Origin of the sequence: Rhizobium johnstonii 3841 (assembly GCF_000009265.1) — a bacterium.
GTDB classification, from domain to species: domain Bacteria; phylum Pseudomonadota; class Alphaproteobacteria; order Rhizobiales; family Rhizobiaceae; genus Rhizobium; species Rhizobium acaciae.
The window spans coordinates 256,437-275,785 of the sequence record NC_008381.1; the positions used below are offsets into that span (position 1 = coordinate 256,437).

At 60.8% G+C, this 19,349-nt stretch carries 16 protein-coding genes and 2 pseudogenes; 10 read left to right on the plus strand and 8 right to left on the minus strand.

What is annotated here, in order from left to right; genetic code table 11:
* The first annotated feature begins 10 nt into the window (after positions 1 to 10).
* Entirely contained in the window at positions 11 to 1,465 is a 1,455-nt protein-coding gene (locus tag RL_RS28660; protein WP_011654285.1) for an NAD-dependent succinate-semialdehyde dehydrogenase, read from the plus strand.
* Positions 1,466 to 1,522: 57 nt separating this feature from the next.
* On the opposite strand, the pseudogene RL_RS40850 reads toward RL_RS28660, so the two are convergent.
* Positions 1,523 to 1,609 (minus strand): annotated as a pseudogene (locus RL_RS40850) (RidA family protein); the annotation flags it as partial.
* Here RL_RS40850 and RL_RS41195 point away from each other — a divergent pair.
* From RL_RS41195 to RL_RS28675, 3 genes and pseudogenes are all read left to right on the plus strand, one after another.
* A pseudogene (locus RL_RS41195) lies at positions 1,609 to 2,263 on the plus strand (NAD(P)/FAD-dependent oxidoreductase); the annotation flags it as partial. The pseudogenes RL_RS40850 and RL_RS41195 overlap by 1 nt on opposite strands.
* A gap of 183 nt (positions 2,264 to 2,446) precedes the next feature.
* Entirely contained in the window at positions 2,447 to 2,698 is a 252-nt protein-coding gene (locus RL_RS28670; RefSeq protein WP_041936822.1) for an AbrB/MazE/SpoVT family DNA-binding domain-containing protein, read from the plus strand.
* Entirely contained in the window at positions 2,695 to 3,093 is a 399-nt protein-coding gene (locus RL_RS28675) for a type II toxin-antitoxin system VapC family toxin (protein ID WP_011654287.1), read from the plus strand. Before RL_RS28670 ends, RL_RS28675 begins: the two co-directional genes overlap by 4 nt.
* A gap of 125 nt (positions 3,094 to 3,218) precedes the next feature.
* Here RL_RS28675 and RL_RS28680 read toward each other — a convergent pair whose 3' ends face one another.
* The 5 genes from RL_RS28680 to RL_RS28700 form a co-directional block, all read right to left on the minus strand.
* Entirely contained in the window at positions 3,219 to 4,196 is a 978-nt protein-coding gene (locus RL_RS28680; RefSeq protein ID WP_011654288.1) for an ABC transporter ATP-binding protein, read from the minus strand.
* Positions 4,197 to 4,200: 4 nt separating this feature from the next.
* Positions 4,201 to 5,028 (minus strand): carbohydrate ABC transporter permease, encoded by an 828-nt coding sequence (locus RL_RS28685; protein ID WP_011654289.1) that lies wholly within the window; start codon positions 5,026 to 5,028, stop codon positions 4,201 to 4,203.
* The gene (locus RL_RS28690) at positions 5,025 to 5,903 is read right to left on the minus strand and encodes a carbohydrate ABC transporter permease (RefSeq protein ID WP_011654290.1); all 879 of its coding nucleotides are present in this window, start codon (positions 5,901 to 5,903) and stop codon (positions 5,025 to 5,027) included. The genes RL_RS28685 and RL_RS28690 overlap by 4 nt, the downstream gene beginning before the upstream one ends.
* Positions 5,904 to 5,977: 74 nt before the next feature.
* Positions 5,978 to 7,261 carry an ABC transporter substrate-binding protein gene (locus RL_RS28695; protein WP_011654291.1) on the minus strand — a complete coding sequence of 428 codons (1,284 nt, stop codon included), beginning with the start codon at positions 7,259 to 7,261 and terminating at the stop codon, positions 5,978 to 5,980.
* 37 nt (positions 7,262 to 7,298) lie between these two features.
* The gene (locus RL_RS28700; RefSeq protein WP_011654292.1) at positions 7,299 to 9,620 is read right to left on the minus strand and encodes an alpha-L-rhamnosidase; all 2,322 of its coding nucleotides are present in this window, start codon (positions 9,618 to 9,620) and stop codon (positions 7,299 to 7,301) included.
* A 139-nt stretch (positions 9,621 to 9,759) separates the two neighbouring features.
* Between RL_RS28700 and RL_RS28705 the strand changes: the two genes are divergently transcribed.
* Positions 9,760 to 10,818: a LacI family DNA-binding transcriptional regulator gene (locus RL_RS28705; RefSeq protein WP_011654293.1), complete on the plus strand. Its 1,059-nt coding sequence runs from the start codon at positions 9,760 to 9,762 to the stop codon at positions 10,816 to 10,818.
* A 42-nt stretch (positions 10,819 to 10,860) separates the two neighbouring features.
* On the opposite strand, the gene RL_RS28710 is transcribed toward RL_RS28705, so the two are convergent.
* Entirely contained in the window at positions 10,861 to 11,877 is a 1,017-nt protein-coding gene (locus RL_RS28710) for a LacI family DNA-binding transcriptional regulator (RefSeq protein WP_011654294.1), read from the minus strand.
* Positions 11,878 to 12,056: 179 nt separating this feature from the next.
* On the opposite strand from RL_RS28710, the gene RL_RS28715 reads away from it, so the two are divergent.
* From RL_RS28715 to RL_RS28735, 5 genes are all read left to right on the plus strand, one after another.
* Positions 12,057 to 13,304 (plus strand): ABC transporter substrate-binding protein, encoded by a 1,248-nt coding sequence (locus RL_RS28715; protein ID WP_011654295.1) that lies wholly within the window; start codon positions 12,057 to 12,059, stop codon positions 13,302 to 13,304.
* Between the two features lie 84 nt (positions 13,305 to 13,388).
* Complete coding sequence (locus tag RL_RS28720; RefSeq protein WP_011654296.1) at positions 13,389 to 14,312, plus strand: carbohydrate ABC transporter permease; 924 nt, start codon at positions 13,389 to 13,391, stop codon at positions 14,310 to 14,312.
* Positions 14,312 to 15,181, plus strand: a complete 870-nt coding sequence (locus RL_RS28725) for a carbohydrate ABC transporter permease (protein ID WP_011654297.1) — start codon at positions 14,312 to 14,314, stop codon at positions 15,179 to 15,181. Before RL_RS28720 ends, RL_RS28725 begins: the two co-directional genes overlap by 1 nt.
* A 26-nt stretch (positions 15,182 to 15,207) precedes the next feature.
* Complete coding sequence (locus tag RL_RS28730; RefSeq protein ID WP_011654298.1) at positions 15,208 to 17,151, plus strand: glycoside hydrolase family 127 protein; 1,944 nt, start codon at positions 15,208 to 15,210, stop codon at positions 17,149 to 17,151.
* Positions 17,152 to 17,160: 9 nt separating this feature from the next.
* Positions 17,161 to 18,261: an ABC transporter ATP-binding protein gene (locus tag RL_RS28735; RefSeq protein WP_011654299.1), complete on the plus strand. Its 1,101-nt coding sequence runs from the start codon at positions 17,161 to 17,163 to the stop codon at positions 18,259 to 18,261.
* 49 nt (positions 18,262 to 18,310) lie between these two features.
* Here RL_RS28735 and RL_RS28740 read toward each other — a convergent pair whose 3' ends face one another.
* Positions 18,311 to 19,222: a dihydrodipicolinate synthase family protein gene (locus tag RL_RS28740; RefSeq protein ID WP_003538660.1), complete on the minus strand. Its 912-nt coding sequence runs from the start codon at positions 19,220 to 19,222 to the stop codon at positions 18,311 to 18,313.
* Between the last annotated feature and the right edge of the window lie 127 nt (positions 19,223 to 19,349).

Genomic DNA, 19,349 nt, shown 5'->3' on the forward strand with positions numbered 1-19,349 from the left:
AAGTTGTCATATGAAGCTCAATGATCCCTCGCTGTTCCGTCAGGCATGCCCCATCGCCGATCGCTGGATCGAAGCGGAAGGCCGCAAGGCGGCCACGGTCCGCAATCCGGCGACAGGCGAGCCGCTGGGGGTGGTGCCTGACCTCGGCGCCGCGGAAACGGAAGATGCCATCCGCGCCGCGGTTATCGCCCAGAAGCTTTGGGCGAAGAAGACCGCCGGGGAGCGCGCCGCCGTTCTCAAGAAATGGCACCGGCTGATGATCGAAAATCGCGACGATCTGGCGATGATCCTGACGCTGGAGCAGGGAAAACCGCTCGCCGAAGCCAAAGGAGAGATCACCTATGGTGCGAGCTTCATCGAATGGTTCGCCGAGGAGGCGAGACGCATCAACGGCGAGGTCGTACCAGGACATCAGCCGGACAAGCGGATCCTCGTCCTTCGCCAGCCGGCAGGCGTAGTGGCGGCGATCACGCCCTGGAACTTTCCGAACGCGATGATCACCCGCAAGATTGGCCCCGCGCTTGCCGCCGGCTGTGCCGTCGTTCTCAAGCCGGCGCTGCAGACGCCATTCTCCGCCATTGCGATCGCCGTTCTCGGTGAGCGCGCCGGCCTGCCGCCGGGGCTTCTCAACATCGTCACGGGTGACGCAGCGGCAATTGGCGGGGTGCTGACGGCAAGCCGTGACGTTCGGGTTCTGACATTCACCGGCTCCACCCGGACGGGCGAACTGCTTTACCGGCAATGTGCGCCGACGATCAAAAAGCTCGGCCTCGAGCTTGGCGGCAATGCACCCTTCATCGTGTTCGACGACGCCGATCTCGACGCTGCGGTCGAAGGCGCGCTCATCGCCAAGTTCCGCAACAACGGCCAGACCTGTGTTTGCGCCAATCGCCTTTATGTCCAGGACGGCGTCTACGAGGCGTTTGCCGCCAAGCTCGCCGCGGCGGTTTCGGGCTTGAAGGTCGGCAACGGTCTCGACCGTGACGTCGTGCTTGGCCCGCTGATCGACGACAATGCCGTCGCCAAGGTCGAAAGCCATATCCGCGATGCCGTTTCAAAGGGTGCCGGGATCGTTTCAGGCGGCAAACGCCACGCGCTCGGCGGCCATTTCTTCGAGCCGACGATCCTGCGCGACGTTGCTGCCGGCATGCAGGTCGCGCGCGAGGAAACCTTCGGGCCGCTTGCACCGCTTTTCCGTTTCCGCGACGAAGAAGACGTCATCGAACAGGCAAACGACACCGAATTCGGACTTGCTTCGTATTTTTACGCCCGCGATCTGTCGCGGGTATTTCGTGTGGCCGAAGCGCTCGAATATGGCATGGTCGGCGTCAATACCGGTCTCGTCTCGACGGCTGAGGCCCCGTTCGGCGGCGTGAAGATGTCAGGTCTCGGTCGCGAAGGGTCAAGGCACGGATTGGACGAATATACCGAACTTAAATATGTATGCCTGGGTGGTATTGCCTGACTTGGTCGATGTTTGCGGTTTATCCGCGCTGGCGACATGACGACAGGCGCGGACCCGTCAGTTCCCGACCGCTGCGATGATGCCGATCTCGACGGCGAATTCTGGTCCGGCGAGCCTTGCTTCGACCGTGGCGCGCGCCGGCGCCTAATCTTGCGCCGCTCTATCAAAAGGGCGTGCTGTTCCGTGACGCCTATGTGTTTTCCAGCCCCAGGCAACTCGCCTTCGCGCTCGCGGCGGCTGTTATAAACGGCGGAGGGGAAATCGTCCGCGCCGAGGTCTCGGCGATCGAGCCGCGCGACAACGGCATCTGCGCCTGCGGATCGCGGACAAGCAAATCCCTGCGGACCATGCGGTCGTGGCCGCCGGCGCCCATTCGCGCAAGCTTACGGCATCGATCGGCGATCGCGTCCTGCTCGACACCGAGCGCGGTTATCATGTCCTGTTCCCGCAAGCGGGCCATTTGCTGTCGCGCCCGGTCTGCTATCCCGAACACGGCTTCTACATGGTGCCGATGGCCGATGGATTGCGCGCGGCCGGAACGGTCGAACTCGGCGGGCTTGCCACTCCCTTGAACCCCAGGCGGACCGCGACGATCCGTGACGGCGTGAAGATGCTCCTGCCGGCGGCCGGGCACGGCAGCGACGAGTGGCTGGGCTTTCGCCCGTCCATGCCGGGTTCACTTCTGGTGATCGTCTCGGTCTGACGCTGTCGGCTTTGACCAGCTATCTGGTTTCCCAGCTGGTCGCGGGACAGCGCCCGGCTGTCGATCTGGCGCCTCTGCGTCCCGACCGGTTCTAAGCCGGGCGCATAGAAGGCGGCTCACGTGTTGGCGCTCCTTCTTCGGTTGGAGTGAGCCCACGCACGAACAAGGCCAGTGAAGGCAAAGTGAAGGCAAAGTGAAGGCAAAGTCCCTATCACTCGAACCTTGAATGTAAGGAAAAATTCCATTACTTTGGTATTGACTAAAGAAGGAGATTTTCCATGGCTTCCCTTGCCGTCACAATGAAAGGGCAGATCACGCTGAGACGGGATTTGCTGACGCATCTTGGGGTCAAGCCGGGGGAGCGGATCGAATTCGACAAGCTGCCTGGGGGCGAGCTGCGGGTAAAGGCTGCCCGTCCAGCGGGGACCATCGACGACTTTATCGGTCGGCATGCTGGCAAGATGAAAAAGCCGTTGACCATCGAAGAGATGAACGAAATCGCGGCTTCGGGCTGGGCCGGCGAGGAATGAAAGTTTCAGTCGATACCAACATTCTTGCTCGAGCCGTCCTGCAGGATGATGCCGAGCAGGGAAGGGCAGCGGCAAAGCTCCTCAAGGAAGCATCGCTGATCGCGGTTTCCCTGCCGAGCTTGTGTGAACTGGTCTGGATACTGCGTCGAGGAGCTAGACTATCAAAGGAAGATGTTTCACAGACGATCCAAGACCTGCTCAACGCGGGCAATGTGGCGATGAACCGTCCTGCGGTCGAAGCAGGATTGGCCATGCTGGAGGCGGGTGGCGATTTTGCAGATGGCGTGATTGCTCATGAGGGAGCATGGCTTGGCGGCGAAAGCTTCGTATCTTTCGACAAGCAGGCGGTCGAACTGGTAAGCCGCCAAGGCCAACCCGCGCGTCTTCTCGTCTGAAATTCCGCAGGCTCATGAGCGGGTAGGAGGGAGCAGGAAGGCTCTAGCCTGGGCGCGGTCCCGATCAGGCCGATACTGAGCGGCTGCAAACGTTTCAACGCTGAGACGACGGACGGGCGTTGGCTTCAGAACCGATGTTCCGCTCCCTCGACCGGATTTGCCCAGACCGTCATACCAGGCGCAAACGGCGTCTCGCCTTCGGCGCGCACGACCATCTCGCCGAGCTCGGGGATGTCGAGGTAGAGGATCGCGTCGGCGCCAAGCCGCTCCACATGCCGGATCCCGCCCTGCCATTGCCCGGCACCTTCCGAAAGCCTGATATGTTCCGGGCGAATGCCGTAGGTCGCGCAGTTCATTCGCCGCGCTATCTCTCCTCCATAGAGGTTCATCTTCGGGCTGCCGATGAAGCCGGCGACGAATGGTGTCGCGGGATTGCGGTAGAGCTCCATCGGACTGCCGATCTGTTCGACCGCGCCGCCGTTCAGGACGACGATCTTGTCCGCCATCGTCATGGCTTCGACCTGGTCGTGGGTGACATAGATCATCGTCGATTTCAGGCGGGCGTGGAGATCGGCGATCTCAAGGCGCATCTGGGCTCTGAGCGAAGCGTCGAGATTGGAGAGCGGCTCGTCGAACAGGAAGACCTTGGGATCGCGGATGATCGCGCGGCCGATGGCGACGCGCTGCCTCTGGCCGCCGGAGAGTGCTTTCGGCTTTCTCTCCAACAACTGGGTGAGCTGTAGCGTTTCGGCCGTCGCCGCGACCTTGGCAGCGATTTCCGCCTTTGGGCGGCCGGCGAGTGAAAGGCCGAAGCCGATATTCTCGGCAACGGTCATATGCGGGTAGAGCGCGTAGCTCTGGAACACCATGGCAATGCCGCGCTCGGAGGGTTCGGCATAGGTCACGTCCTTGCCGCCGATGGTCAGCGCGCCTGACGTCGTTTCCTCGAGGCCGGCGATGATGCGCAGCAGCGTCGATTTTCCGCATCCAGACGGGCCGACGAAAACGACGAACTCGCCGGAGGCAACCTCCAGATCGATCCCCTTGATGACTTCGAGGGCGCCAAAGCTCTTGCGAACCTGTTTGAGAGTGAGCTCAGCCATTCTGCTACCCTTTGACTGCGCCGGCCGTCATGCCCGCGACGATCTGTCGGTTGAAGAAGATGAAGACGATCAGCGGCGGGATCGTCACGAGGAGAATATTCATGAAGAGGAGATTGTACTGGCTCGTGTACATGCTCTGGAAATTATAGAGCGTCAGCTGCACGGTCACGTTCTCCCTGCCGGGAAGATAGTAGAGCGGGTTGGTAAAATCGTTGAAGATGGCGATCGACTGCACGACGATGTTGGTGACGGTCACCGGCTTCAGCAGCGGCAGGATCACTCTGAAGAAAATCTGTCGGGGCTTGGCGCCATCGATCAGCGCCGCCTCGTCGAGGTCGCGCGGTATGGTCGAGATGAACGACCGGCAGAGCAAGGTCGAGAAAGAGAGATTATAGGCGACCTGGATCAAAATCATCCCGGTCATGGTCTTGAAGAGACCGATCTCCTGCAGGAGGCCGATGGTGGGCACGACGGCCGGCGGCATCATCAGGCCCATGAACAGGGCAACGGAGGCCACCCTGTTCCAGACGGTCTTGCGGCGCTGCATCACATATCCGACCATCGCCGACAGCAGGATCAGGATCGTGACGGAGACCACGGTGATCAGCGTGGAGTTGAAATAGGCGAGCGCGAGCTGGTAGTCGCGCGCCTTGAAGACGGCGATCAGATTGTCCCAGAACAGCCAATGCTCGGGCAATTCGAAATCGAGGCGAGAGGCTTCGGATTTCGATTTGACCGCCTGGAGAGCGACGAAAACGAAAGGCATGACGAAGATGACGGCCGCCACCGCAAGGGCTATCGCGCCGGTCACGTAAGGGCGGACGCTTCTCATTCCTCGACCTCGCGCCGGTTGAACCACAGGGTGAATGGCAGGATGATTACGGCGATCAGCGCAAACAGGATGACGTTTCCGGCCGTCGATAGGCCGTAGAAACCCGCTTGGTACTGCTTATAGATGACCGATGCGATTACATCGGAGGAGAAACCAGGCCCGCCGCGGGTCATGGCCCATATCAGATCGAAGGATCGAAGCCCGCCGATCAACGACAATGTCACCACGATGACAGTGGCGGGACGCACGAGCGGCAGGGTGATACGGAAAAATTGCTGGAGACGCGTGGCCCCGTCAATCCTTGCGGCCTCATAATAATCGGGGCTGATCGCGGCAAGTCCGGCGATGAAGATTAAGGTGGCGAGGCCGACACCCTTCCAGACATCGACCAAAGCCACCGAAAAAAGCGCCAGCGCCGGATTGGTGAGCCATCCAGGTCCTGGAATGCCGAGCGTCTCGAGCGTGACATTGATGATGCCCCTGGTCGGATGCATCATCACCGTGAATGTGATGCCGATGCCGATCGTCGAGACCAGGACGGGAAAGAAGACCAGCGTGCGCAGGAAGCCGCGAGCGAAAATATTGCTGGTCAACAGCACGGCGAGCAGCAGCCCGCAGACCGTCTTCAGGCCGGATGTCGTCACGGCATAGATCAGCGTGTTGACCAGTCCCTTGACCAGAAATGGTTCGGAAAAGAACTGCTGAAAGTTTTCGAGCCCGATGAATTCGGCGGTCGAAAGATCCCAGCGTGTGAGGCTGAACCAGAGAGAGGATACGGTGGGAACCAGAAACAGCACGCCGTAGATGATTGCGGCCGGAATAAAAAACCACAGCGGGTAGGGCGATTTGCGCGAGCGGGGGCGTGTCTCTGTCATGACTACCTCACTACCTCTTCGATCGGGTGGAACCTCGCCCCTTCAGGAGCGAGGTTAATTGACCCGAAAGACCGCTACCAGTTGGGCAGGCCGAGCTGCTTTGCCTGTTTGCGCACGTCGTCGTCATAGAGTTTTGCCGCGTCGGCGGGCTGGCGAATACCGGAGCCGACTTCGACGGTGATCTGCTCGAGAGCCGGCCCCTTGACCGGCGAAACAAATTCCAGCGCCGGGGTCGTCTTGTCCTTGGCCTCGAAATAGGGAAGCATGTCCTTCACCGCAGGCGGTACGTCGGCAGGCAGACCGCAGCCGTCGATCAAGGGAGGCCCTTGCACGGTGTTGGTTTCCACCATGATCTTGCAGCCTTCGACGCTTCCTGCGAAATCCACAAATTTCTTCGCTTCCTCTGCGTGCTGACTGGTAAGGGGAATGTAGAGGGCGGGCGGCATCCAGACCGTCAGGCCATTCGTCGCCGCGTCGTCGCTCGGCTGCGCGAAGAAACCGACATCTGCGAGGTTCTCGGGATAATTCTGCTTGAGCGCGCCGATTGCGAAGCTCAGCATTGGATAATGCGCTGCCTCGCCGGTTGCCACCATTCTCAGGCCATCGTCATAGCTTGCCGCGCCGAAATCCTCGTTCATCAGGCCGGCGTCGTGAACGTCCTTCAGCCGTTCGAAGCCTTTCATGGCCGCCGGCGTCTCTGCGTATTTCGCCTTGTTGGCAGTGTAGTCGGCGGCGAAGTTCGGCACGGCGGCATGGAGGTTGTAATAGTCAGCCAGAACGAACAGCTGCGAGGTCCAGGTATCGCGATAGGTCTGCGCGACGGCGACCTTGCCTGATGCCTTGACCTTTGCGTTGTTCGCCATGAAGTCCGCCCATGTCTTCGGAACTGACAGGCCGAGGTCCTGGTAGATTTTCCTGTTGTAGAGGATGCCCCCCGCCATCGCCGTGCCGAAGGGAACGCCGTAGAGCTTGCCGTCGGCGCGGACGACCGACTTGAAGCCTTCGTCCACCTTCGCCTGCGACGCAAGACCGCTCAGATCGACAAGCGTCTGCGCGGGTTTCAGCGCCTGGAGCAGCGAGCCGGAATTATAGAGAAAAACATCGGACATCTCGCCCGTCGCCAGGCGCGTCTTGATGATGTTGTCACCCTCGCCACCTCCTGCCCGCGGCTCGATTTCGATCGTCACGTCAGGCGCCTTTGTCTGATAGGCGGCAACCAGTGCCTCGGCCGCCGCGACGGTGTCCGGGTTATTGTCGATCAGGAATGACAGCGTGGTGTCTGCATGCGACGGACCGGCCGCGACCAGCGCCAAAAGCGCCGACGCGCCCACAAGAATGAGCTTTATCCGATGTGTCATGACGTTCCTCCTCTGAACGGTGTGACGTGTATGCTCCTCAGGAATTGGGTAGGGAAAAGACCAGTCGGTGCGTTCCCGGGGCAAGAACGGCTTCCTCGACGACGGGCTCTCCGTTGAGCGACGGGTTTTGATGCCGTTTTCCGGGCCGGAACCAGCCGATGCAGCCCTCCGGAAGGGTCAGCACATAGGTGACCTTTTTGCCGTCGCAGTGCCAGCCGGCCTCGATGCGTCCCTGGCTGATATCATGATAGGCCGAAACCGGCGAAAGGGACGGGATCGGCGCCGGATCGACAATGACCTCGGCAAATCCGGGTGCGCTCGGGCTCGGCGAAATTCCGGCGACGCTTTCGAACAGCCATTGGCAGACCGCGCCATAGGCATAGTGGTTGTAGCTGTTCATGTCGGGTTCGTAGATGGTGCCGTCAGGCGCCATGGAATCCCAGCGCTCCCAGATCGTCGTCGCTCCCTTCGACACCTGGTAGAGCCAGCCCGGCACATCCTCCTGCAGGAAGACTTTTTCGGCCAGATCGTCCATGCCGAGCTTCGTCAGGGCCGGCAGCAGGGCCGGCGTGCCGATGAAGCCGGTGCCGATCTTATAGTCGGCATCGATGATCACCTGCCGGAAATGCTGCTGTGCGGCTTGCCTGTGCTCCGCCGGTATCAGGTCGTGAAGGAAGGCCAACGCATAGGACGTCTGGTCATTGTGTGCGAGCCGTCCCGCCGGCGTGATGAACTCGTTGGTGAATGCCCGCCGGATCTCGTTTGCACGCTGTTTCATCTTCTCTTCAAGCGCATGCTCGCCGAGAGTGGCCGCGATCCTTGCCAGAAGGTCGGTCGAGATGAAGTGGTAGAGCGTGGCCGCGCAATCGTCGGCGATCGTCGGGCGAGGCTTTCGATTGTCGCCGACCGGCTGCAGCCAGTCGCCGAAGGTGAAGCCGCGGTCGCCCCAACGCGACGGCGGACGCACGAGCGGGCCATCCGAGATCGACCAGACGAAATCGACCCAGCGCACCATCGACTCCAGGCACTCCGACAGGACGGCCCGGTCGCCGTAATGGGTATAGAGTACCCAGGGAATGACGACGATCGCATCGCCCCAGCCGGTCGAGCCGGCATAGCCCGGGAAATTGGCCGGATGCAAGCGCGTCGGATCCGGCGAAAAATGCGAGACGGCGCCATCCTCGCGCTGATCAGCCATCACATCGCGCAGATATTTTCTCAGGAAGGATTGGCTGTCGCTCAGCCAGCATGCGGTTGCGGCAAAGACCTGGGCGTCGCCCGTCCAGCCGAGGCGTTCGTCGCGCTGCGGGCAATCGGTCGGCACCTCGACGAAATTGGCGCGCTGCGACCAGATGGTATTTTCGACGAGGCGATTGACCAATGCATTGCCCGAGGTGAAACCGCCGGCAGGCTCGGGCACCGACGAGATCGGGATGGACGCGATTGCGAGGATCTTCGCATCGCCCTTGATCGTTACCCTGGCATAGCGGAAGCCGTGGAAGGTGAAATGCGGTGCGTAGGTCTCGTCGCCGTTTCCCCGCAGCGTGTAGACGGTATGTGCCGCGGCCGTGCGATAGTTACGATTGTCGAAATGACGGTCGGGACCGAGTACCTCCGAATGCTCCACCCGGACTTCGGCGCCGGCAGTGCCCCGGACCGTATATCTGATGTAGCCGCCGGCATTCTGGCCGAAATCATAGATCGTCCTGCCCTCATCGTCGGTCCAGTTTTCCACAGCGGTGAGTGGCCGCAACTCCCGCACCGCAGCCGTTTCATGCGCGACAAGCAGCGCCTTGTCGAAGGCCAGCTTCTCGGTGCCGTGGGTCTCGACGCAGTTTTCCTGGCGGGCATCATAGATTTCGCCGAAATAGATCCCCGACCTCAGGATCGGCAGAACACCGCTTCGCCATGTGGTGTCGGTGGAAAGAACGGTGCCATCAGCTCCGATCAGATCCGCAATGGCGCCGATCCTGTCACCCCAGCAGTTCGGGATCGCCTGGGCGCCCCACATCAAAGGCGATCGGTACCATCCGTCGGCAAGCCAGATCTCGATGCGGTTGAGGCCCGGCTTGAGCAGATTCGAGACATCATATCGCTGATAGGCAAGGCGATCGTCGTAGTTCGTCCAACCTGGGGTCAACAGGTCGCTGCCGACACGAACGCCGTTGATGAAGCAGCGGTAGAGACCAAGTGCGGAGATAAAGAGCTCTGCGGGAAGCTTGGTGCCATCATGTTCGAACGTTTTGGAGACGAAGCTTGCGGCCGTTCCCTGACCGCCATCCGATAGCGGCGCGATCATATCCCCGGACCAGGTACGCGAAACGAGGTTGCCGCTGATGGCTGCCGGCTGAAAGTTCATCAAGTCCTCCCGACGAATGTAGAACGTTCTCCATATAACGTTCTACATTTTCTTCGGAAGCGCAATAGAATTTTCGTTGCCAGTCTGCCATGGTGATTCTGCGGGCGATGTTGACGATCCGCAGCAAGCCAGAGATTTCATGTCAATCGAAGAAAAACAAAAGCCGCAACGAAACGATCGCGTGACGATCCGGACCGTGGCAACTCACGCAGGCGTATCGGTCGCAGCGGTTTCCAAGGTGATGCGAAACGCCTATGGCGTCAGTGATGCGCTGCGCGCAAGGGTAACCGATGCCATCGAGACACTCGCCTATCGCCCCTCGCGGGCAGCTAGAGGGCTGCGTGGCCGGAGTTTCACCATCGGCGTGCTCCTGATCGATATCCGTAATCCCTTCCTTCCGGAGGTGATTGCCGGCGTGAACGAGGTGCTTGGGCCTTCGCACTACCAGGCGATGATCGGCGTCAGCGATGCGCGTGTGCAGTTGGAGACGTCGTTGATCGAGTCGATGATCGACTACAAGATGGACGGCCTTATCCTTGTTGCGCCGCGCTTGCCCTCGGAGATCCTCGCAACCTTCGCGGTCCAGATACCGATCGTCGCGGTCGGTTACCACGATGCCAGCGCTACGGCCTTCGACACTGTCAATGCCGAGGATCAGCGCGGGGCGGAGATCGCCGTGGAAGCGCTTCTTGCCTGCGGCTATCGCGACATCGAAATGCTCAGCCTTGGCGAGCGCCAGGGGCACGCGGTCTCCGTCGTCCGCCAGCGTGAGATTGGGTTTCGCCGGGCGATGCAGCGTGGCGGGCTCGGCTCCTCGCCGACGATCAGCAAAATTCCCATTGCTTCGCCAAAGCGGGAAGAGGTGATGCGAAAGTTCCTATCGAGGAAGGACAGGCCGCGCGCCGTGTTCTGCTGGAGCGATCTCGACGCGATCACCCTTCTGAGCCTGGCTATGGAGATGGGCGTGCGCGTGCCAGAAGATCTCGCCGTCATCGGATACGACAATTCCTCGACCGCGGCACTCGGCCTCGTCAATCTCGCAAGCATCGATCAGTCGGGCAGGGAGCTCGGTCAGGTCGCAACCCGGGCCCTCATTTCGAGAATAGAAGGCCGCACCGCTTCCGAGCATATTTTCCAGATACCGTCGCTGGTCAGCCGCAACAGTCTGACCCGTTTCGGCAATTCCACGGACAGATAATAGCGACGACGGCCGGCTTGCCTGTGTTGCTTGCCGTCGTTTTCAGTCGGATTGAAGGGGGCTGCCGCAAGACTGCCGCACGACCAGGCGGCACGGCAATCGGGTGATGCCGGCAGGGACCGGTTCACCCTTGGAGAGGCTGAGGATTGCGAGGCCTGCGCGATGGCCCAGTTCCTTCAACTCCATGTCGATGGTGGTCAGCGGCGGGCGCGTTTGCCGTGCGACGACCTCCCAATTGTCGAAGCCGACCACGGCGACATCCGTGGGAATCTCCACATTAAGGTCGCGCAGCGCGTCGATGACGCCGCGGGCGATCTCGTCGCTGCCGCAGAAGATGGCGTCGGGTTTTGGGCCGGGCCGGGCAAAGACCGTCTGGACGGCTTCGTGACCCCATTCCTCCGACCAGTCGCCGAACATCGCTTCGGCACCGTCGCCGCAGGCGTCGAGATAGGATTGGGCACGGATGCGAGCGGCCAGATAATCCTTCGGCCCGGTGATGTGGAGGATCCGCGATCGACCGAGCTCTTTCAGGTGATCGACGGCGAGGCGGGCGCCCTGTTCGTCATCCGGAAAGAAGGTGACGCTGTCAGCCGGCCCCTCGGCAAAGACGTAGACGACGGGTATCGGCAAGCGGGACAGCTGGACTGGCGGCTCGAGGTCGAGGCGCGTCGCGGTAAATATGATGCCGTCGACCTGCCGGTCGAGAAGCGCCTCCAGGTGCAACTGGGCGAGCCTTGGATCATTGTTCGTGGCGCAGAGAAAGACCGACACGCCGTGATCGACCAGTACCTCCGATACCCCTGCCGCCATCGGCAGCGTCAGTCTGCCATAGGTGTCGTTCGTCAGCATGCCGATCGCATGGCTTCGCTTGCTTAGCAACCCACGAGCGAGTGCATTAGGCCGAAATCCGATCTCTTCTGCCACGCGCCGAACCCGCTCGCGCGTCTCGGCATTTGTCCGGCCGGTGCCGTTCAGTGCGTTTGACGCCGTCGAAATGCTGACGCCCGCAGCCTTTGCCACGTCATAAATCGTCCGTCTCCGATCGCCCGTATTCTTCAAGATCTGCCTCGTTTTCGATCCATGATAAAAGCTTTTAGCAGAAAAAAATGAGCTGTTAAAAGGTTTTATCAATCGCACGTCAGATTTATGCACACAGACTGTCGACATCGAAAAAATTCTGATTTAACGTCCGTTTCGTCCGAAGGCCTGAGGCCTGAACGAGAAAAAGGGGAACAAGCATGCTTCGACTGAAAACAACGATCACTGCTCTTGCGCTGCTGGCAAGCTCTTCTCTCGCCAGCGCCGAAGAAATCACCCTATGGGTGCGCACGTCCTCTGGCGCCGTCCTTCAGGGACTGGCCGACAAATACAACGCATCGCACTCCGACAAGGTCAACGTTACCCAGATTACGGCAGAGCAGATGGTGCCGAAGCTGGGTGCGGCGATTGCCGGCAGCGCGGCTCCTGACGGTGCCGTGCTCGACCTGATCTATCTCCCGACCTTTGCCGCCGCGGACGGTCTCGAGGATATCTCCGACTTCGTGAAGGGCCTGCCTTATTCCTCCGCCATGAGCCCGTCGCACATCCGCCTCGCCACCTATGACGGCAAGATCTACGGCGTGCCGGCCCTGCCGGATGCCTCGATCATTGCTTATAATACTGATCTGTTCACCAAGGCCGGCCTTGATCCCAACAAGGCGCCGGCATCGCTGGAGGAGATTGCCACCGATGCCAAGAAGATCGCCGCGCTCGGCAACGAGACCTATGGCTTCTACTTCGTCGCCAATTCGGGAAGCTGGTTGATCTACGACTTCCTGCCGCATCTCTGGGCCGCCAATGCCGATGTGCTGAGCGATGACGGCCGTAGTGCTACCGTCGATACGCCGGCGCTGCGCGAGACCATTGCCGCCTATCGCGATATGTGGAAGGCCGGTGCCATCCATCCGACCTCGCGTTCCGGCAACGGCAACAATGCCGTCGAAGCCTTCGCCTCGGGCAAGGTCGGCATCCTGATGACCGGTTCCTACATCGTCAATCTGCTGACCAGCAAATATCCCGACGTGAAATTCGCCGTCGCACCGATCCCGGGGCCGAAGGGTGGTGCATCGAGCTTTGCCGGCGGCGATACGCTGTCCCTCATCAAGGGCATCAGCGAAGAGAAGAAGAAGGTCGCGCTCGATTTCGTCAATTTCTACATGCAGCCCGAGCAGCAGGTCTATATCACCCAGGAATCGGGGATGCCGTCGCGCACGGACCTTGCCGCGGAAGCCTATGCGAAATTCGACCCGCGCAATCTCGTTGCCTACGATATCCTCGCCAAGGCGCGCACGCCTTACACTTTTTCGTCCGATGAACTCTTCGTCAGCCGCACCGGTCCCTTCCTCAATCTGATCCAGGGCACGATCTTCGGCGACGATGTCGACGGGACGATCGCCAAGACGCAGGCCGACTTCACCCGCATCCTCGAACGCACCAATCCGAACTGAGTCCGACGGGGCTTCGGCCGGGTATCCACGGATGCCCTGCCGTTCCCTTCACATCTCGACATTCAAACGGAAGGAGGAGTTGCGGTGATATCCTCGACACTTCGCAACCGGAGGCGCGCAGACGCAACCGGAGAGCCCGAGCCGAAGGGTTGGCTCGGCCTTGCCTTCATCCTGCCGGGCTTGCTGTTCATCGTCGTGCTTTTCCTCGTGCCGCTTGTCATGACGGTCTGGATGAGCTTCTACAACTGGCCGCTTCTCGGCCGGACGAAGTTCATTGGCCTTTCCAACTATGCCGAACTGATCGGCGACACCCAGCTCTGGCATTCCCTGGGCTTCACGCTGCTCTACACTGTGCTGGTCACGGCTGCGATTTTCCTGGTGGCCTTTCCTTTGGCGCTGCTCGTCGACCGGCCGCTGCGGATCGCCGGTTTTTTTCGCACGATCTATTTCATGCCTGTTGTCATCGGCTTCGGGGCGGCTTCGACATTGTGGATGTGGCTGCTCAATCCCGATAGCGGCGTCTTTGCGCAGCTGCTGCGCGGCGCGGGCATCATCGATAGCGCGCCGAGGCCGCTCGAAAGTTTCTGGCCAGCACTCGGCGTCGTCATCCTGATGGTCGTCTGGAAAACAGCGGGCTTCACGATGATCATCCTCCTGACCGGCCTTCAGAGCATATCGAACGACGTCATCGAAGCCGCCAAGATCGACGGCGCCAGCGTCTGGAGCCGCTTTCGCCGGATCACGCTGCCTCTGATGAGAAACTCGGTGGTGCTGGCGCTCGTCCTCAACGTCACCTCATCGATGCTGGCCTTCGACCAGTTCTTCATCATCACCCAAGGCGGCCCTGAGAACAGCACGATCTCGGCGGTGTTCTCGATCTATCTCGCGTCGTTCTCATCCTACCGTCTCGGTTACGGCTCGGCGATCTCCTTTGCCCTGCTCGTCGTGCTGGTGGCGATCAGCGCGATCCAGTTCGTCCTGCTGCGCCAGCGGCCGGAGGAGGGCTGATGGAACGGCTCAACCGCAATCTCGCAGCGAAGCCGGTGAGCGAGCGGCTCGGTTATCTCGCTTTCGTTCTGACGGCATGCGTCTTTGCCGTCTTCTTCGTGATGCCGATCGTCTGGTCCTTCGCCAATTCCTTCAAGCCCGCGGCCGCAGCACTTGCCGATCCGGCAGCGCTCTTCTCGAAAGCATTCTCGCTTGAGAATTACCGCCGTCTCGAACATGTCGGCGCCGGCTGGTACGTCTATGCCGGCAATTCAGTGCTGATTGCCGCCGGAACGGTAGTTTTGACGGTGCTCGTCTCTGTGCCGGCGGGATACGGTTTTTCGAAATTCCGCTTCCCCGGCCAGTCGCTGCTCTTCGTGCTGATCATGGCAACGATGATGATCCCGTTCCAGTCGATCCTGACGCCGCTTTTCCTGATCCTGAAAGTCTTCCGGCTGCAGAACAATCTTTTCGGCCTGGTGCTGATCTACGTGACCTTCCAGCTTCCTTTTTCCGTTTTCATGATGCGCAACGCCTTCGACGCGGTGCCGAAGGCGCTGATCGAAGCGGCGCGGATAGATGGCGCGTCGCAGGCGACGATCCTGCGCCGGATCATGCTGCCGATCGCGCTCCCCGGTGTCGCTACCGTTGCGATGTTCGCCTTCCTGAATTCCTGGAACGAATTCCTCGCCGCCCTCATCTTTCTGTCCGATCAGAACAAGTTCACGCTGCCGATCATGCTGGTGAATGTTTCGTCGGGCATCTATGGCATCATCGACTGGGGCGCGCTGCAGGCCGGCATCGCCGTGACCATGGTTCCCTGCATCCTGCTTTTCCTTCTCTTGCAACGATATTACGTGCGCGGCCTGACGGCCGGCGCCGTGAAGTAACAGCGCTCGTCCGCTCAGGAGTCTTCATGACCAGCTCACCTCGCTTTCAACCGGCACGTGCTGCGGGACGGCAGCGATACAGGCCTGCCGAACATTCCGGTGTCGTATTCGATGGCGGTTTCTGGCAGAGCTGGACGGAGACGGTCCGCAACGTCACCATCCCGACGCAGCACAAGCGGCTGGAAGAGGAGGGCTTCCTCGAGGTGCTCGATTTTGACAAGCCGGCCGGGCCGCTGGTGCGCCCGATCCAGCCGAGCGGACTGTCGATGCAGCATTTCTTCGATTCCGATTTCGGCAAATGGATCGAGGCCGCAAGTTACACGCTGAAGGTTCACCCGAATGCTGCGCTCGAGGCGAAGATCGATGCTATCGTCGAAAAGCTCGAAAAAGGGCAGATGGCGGATGGCTACCTCAACAGCTGGTTCATTCGCCGCGAGCCGGACAGGCGCTGGACCAATCTGCGCGACCTTCACGAAATGTATTCGATGGGCCACTTGCTGGAAGGGGCCGTCGCCTACTACGAGGCGACGGGAAAGCGTCGCTTCCTCGACGTGATGATCCGCGCCGTCGACCATATCATCGCCACCTTCGGTGCGGAGCCCGGAAAGCTCAGAGGTTACGATGCCCATGAGGAAATCGAGCTGGCGCTGGTCAAGCTCTATCGCGTGACGCGCGATCCGCGGCATCTGAAGCTTGCGACCTATTTCGTCGACGAACGTGGCCGGATGCCCTCATATTACGATGAAGAGGCCCGCAAGCGCGGCGAGAGCCCTGATGATTACGTCTACAAGACATATGCCTATAGCCAGGCCCATATGCCGGTGCGCGACCAGCACCAGGTCGTCGGCCATGCGGTCCGCGCCATGTACCTGTTTTCTGCGATGGCGGATCTCTCCCATGAAAACGACGATCCGACATTGAAGGAGGCCTGCGATCGGCTTTTCGACAATCTGGTCGGCCGCCAGCTCTACGTGACAGGCGGCCTTGGCCCATCGGCATCCAATGAAGGGTTCACCCGGGAATTCGACCTGCCGAACGAGACGGCCTATGCCGAGACATGCGCAGCCGTCGCGCTCGGCTTCTGGAGCCATCGCATGGCGCAGGTCGATCTCGACAGCAAGTTCACAGACAGGCTGGAAACGGTGCTCTACAACGGCGCGCTGTCCGGCATCTCGCGCGACGGCGAACATTATTTCTATGAGAACGTCCTTGAAAGCCACGGGCAGCACCGCCGGTGGAAATGGCATTACTGCCCCTGCTGCCCGACCAACATTGCCCGTTTCATCACGTCGCTCGGCCAATATTTCTATTCGACTGATGATCATCAGCTCGCCGTCCATCTCTACGGCACCAATTCCGCCGAGCTGACAGTCGGCAACAGCTTCGTGCGCCTGATCCAGGAGACGTTATATCCCTGGGATGGCGACATCAGCCTGCGGTTCGCCGTGGAGCGGCCAAGCCGGTTTCAGCTTCGTCTTCGCATCCCCGGGTGGTGCAGGCAGGCGCAGATCTCGGTCAACGGCGTTGCCGTCGATCTCGATCAATGCGTGACGAAGGGTTATGCCGCAATATCAAGGGAATGGCGCAATGGTGACGAGGTCCGCATCGGCTTCTCGATGCCGGTCGAGCGCATCTACGCACATCCTGCCGTTGCCGAAGACGGCGGACGCGTCGCGCTGCGGCGCGGGCCTGTCGTCTATTGCATCGAGGAGACGGACCTCGGCAGCGAGCCGCAGCGGCTCCGCCTGCCGGCATCTGAGGAAATTTCTGCCCGTTACGATGCCGCGCTTCTCGGCGGAGCGACCGTCCTCGAAGGCACCGCGCTCGAAGCCGATATAACCGATTGGCAGAATGCGCTCTATCGCACCGCGCCTGCCTCGCTGAAGGAGCGGCCCTTCACGGCGATCCCCTATCACCTCTGGGCCAATCGCGAGCCCGGAGCGATGGCGATCTGGTTGCAGGAGGTCTAGGAGAAAACCATGGCACGGCTGGAACTCAAGAGCATCGTCAAATCCTATGGCATCTACGAGGCCGTGCGCGGCATCAGCCTTGACATCGAAGACAATGAATTCGTCGTTTTCGTAGGCCCGTCGGGATGCGGAAAATCGACGACATTGCGCATGATTGCGGGTCTCGAACACATTACCGGCGGTGAGATCGTCATCGGCGACCAGGTCGTCAACCGGCTCGGCCCGGGCAAACGCGATATCGCCATGGTCTTTCAGAACTACGCGCTCTATCCGCACATGACGGTGCGGGAGAATATTTCGTTCTGCCTGGAGCAGCAGAAGCTCGCCAAGAGCGAGATCGACGCGCGTATCCTCAGGGCGGCGGAAACCCTGCATATCAGCGAGCTGCTCGGCCGGCGCCCGGGCCAGCTTTCGGGCGGCCAGCGTCAGCGCGTCGCGATGGGGCGCGCGATCGTGCGGAACCCGAAAGTCTTTCTCTTCGACGAGCCGTTGTCCAACCTCGATGCCAAGCTTCGCGTGCAGATGCGCACGGAGATCAAGCGGCTGCACCAGCTGTTGCCGACGACGACCGTCTACGTCACGCATGACCAGGTCGAGGCGATGACCATGGCGGATCGTGTCGTGGTGATGAATGGCGGCATCATCGAACAGGCGGGACCGCCGCAAGCACTCTATCATCGGCCGGTCAGCCAGTTCGTCGCCGGCTTCATCGGCTCACCGTCGATGAACTTCCTGTCCGCGACGCTGCTATCAGGAGAGAAGGGCCTCGTCGTCAAACTGACTGACGGCAGCGAGCTTCCAGTGCCCGAGGCGCGCGCCGGCGACTATGCCAGCCATGCCGGTAAATCAGTCGTGTTCGGGATCAGGCCGGAATCGATCACCGAGCGCCAGGCCCGTCCTGGTTATGCCGACATCGAAGCGAAGATCGATCTTGTGGAACCACTCGGGCCGGAGACCATGGTCTATTTCGGCATCGGCGAGGCAAGCCTTTGCGCCTGCATCGATCCCGAGAGCGGGCCCAGGCCGATGTCGACGATGCCGCTCTCGTTCAACATGAACCGGATGCATCTGTTCGATCCGGCGACCGGCCGGTCGCTGGCGCTTGCCTGAACCGCAAACACGGAAAGGCCGGCAACCGCGGGGTCGCCGGCCTCGTTGATCAGGCAGCCTGGCGGATTTTCGAAGGACGCGTGGCAGCGGCCTTCTCGACCATGGCGGTGACTTCGGCGCGGCGGGCGCCCGAAAGCGGCAGGCGCGGCATGCGAACGCGCTCGGAGCCGCGGCCCATGATCTGCTCGGCAAGCTTGATCGACTGCACGAGATCGTGTTCGGCATCGAGGTGCAGAAGCGGCATGAACCAGCGATAGATCTTGCGGGCCTCTTCCCAGTCGCCGCGTTCGGCGGCGGCAACGAGCTGCACGGATTCCTCCGGGAAGGCGCTGGTCAAGCCCGAGACCCAGCCCTTGGCGCCGAGCATCAGGCCTTCAAGCGCGACGTCGTCGAGACCGGCGAAGATATCGAAACGATCGCCGAATTCATTGATGAGATCGGTGAAGCGGCGCGGATCCGGCGCACTTTCCTTGACCGCCTTGATGTTCGGCACATCGGCAAGCACCTTCAGCACATCGGCGCCGATATTGACGCGGTAGGCCGGCGGGTTGTTGTACAGCATGATCGGCAGCGAGGTCGCTTCGGCGACGGTGCGGAAATGCGCGATCAGCTCTTCGGGTTTCGGCACATAAACCATGGCCGGCAGCAGCATCAGGCCGTCAGCGCCGAGCTTTTCGGCGTCGCGAGCATAGGCGACGGCACGGCGCGTGTCGAATTCGGACACGCCCGTCACCACGGGAACGCGGCCGTTGACGACCTCGACGGCAGCTTTCAAGATCGTGCGCTTCTCCTCCGGGTCCAGCGAATTGTTCTCGCCGCATGTGCCCATGACGATCAGTCCGTTGACGCCATCGTTTACAAGCGCGTCCTGGACGCGCTGGGTCGAGGGCAAATCAACGGAAAGATCATCGTTGAACTGTGTCGTTACGGCGGGAAATACGCCCTTCCATCCTGTGGTCATTGATCGAGCCTCGTTGAAACTGGTTGCCTTATATACAAACTGTCGACAAGATTCAATGATGTGAGCTTACAAATTTGAGGCCCCCGACGACCGACATTGCGAGAATCGGCCGAAACGAAATACAAGG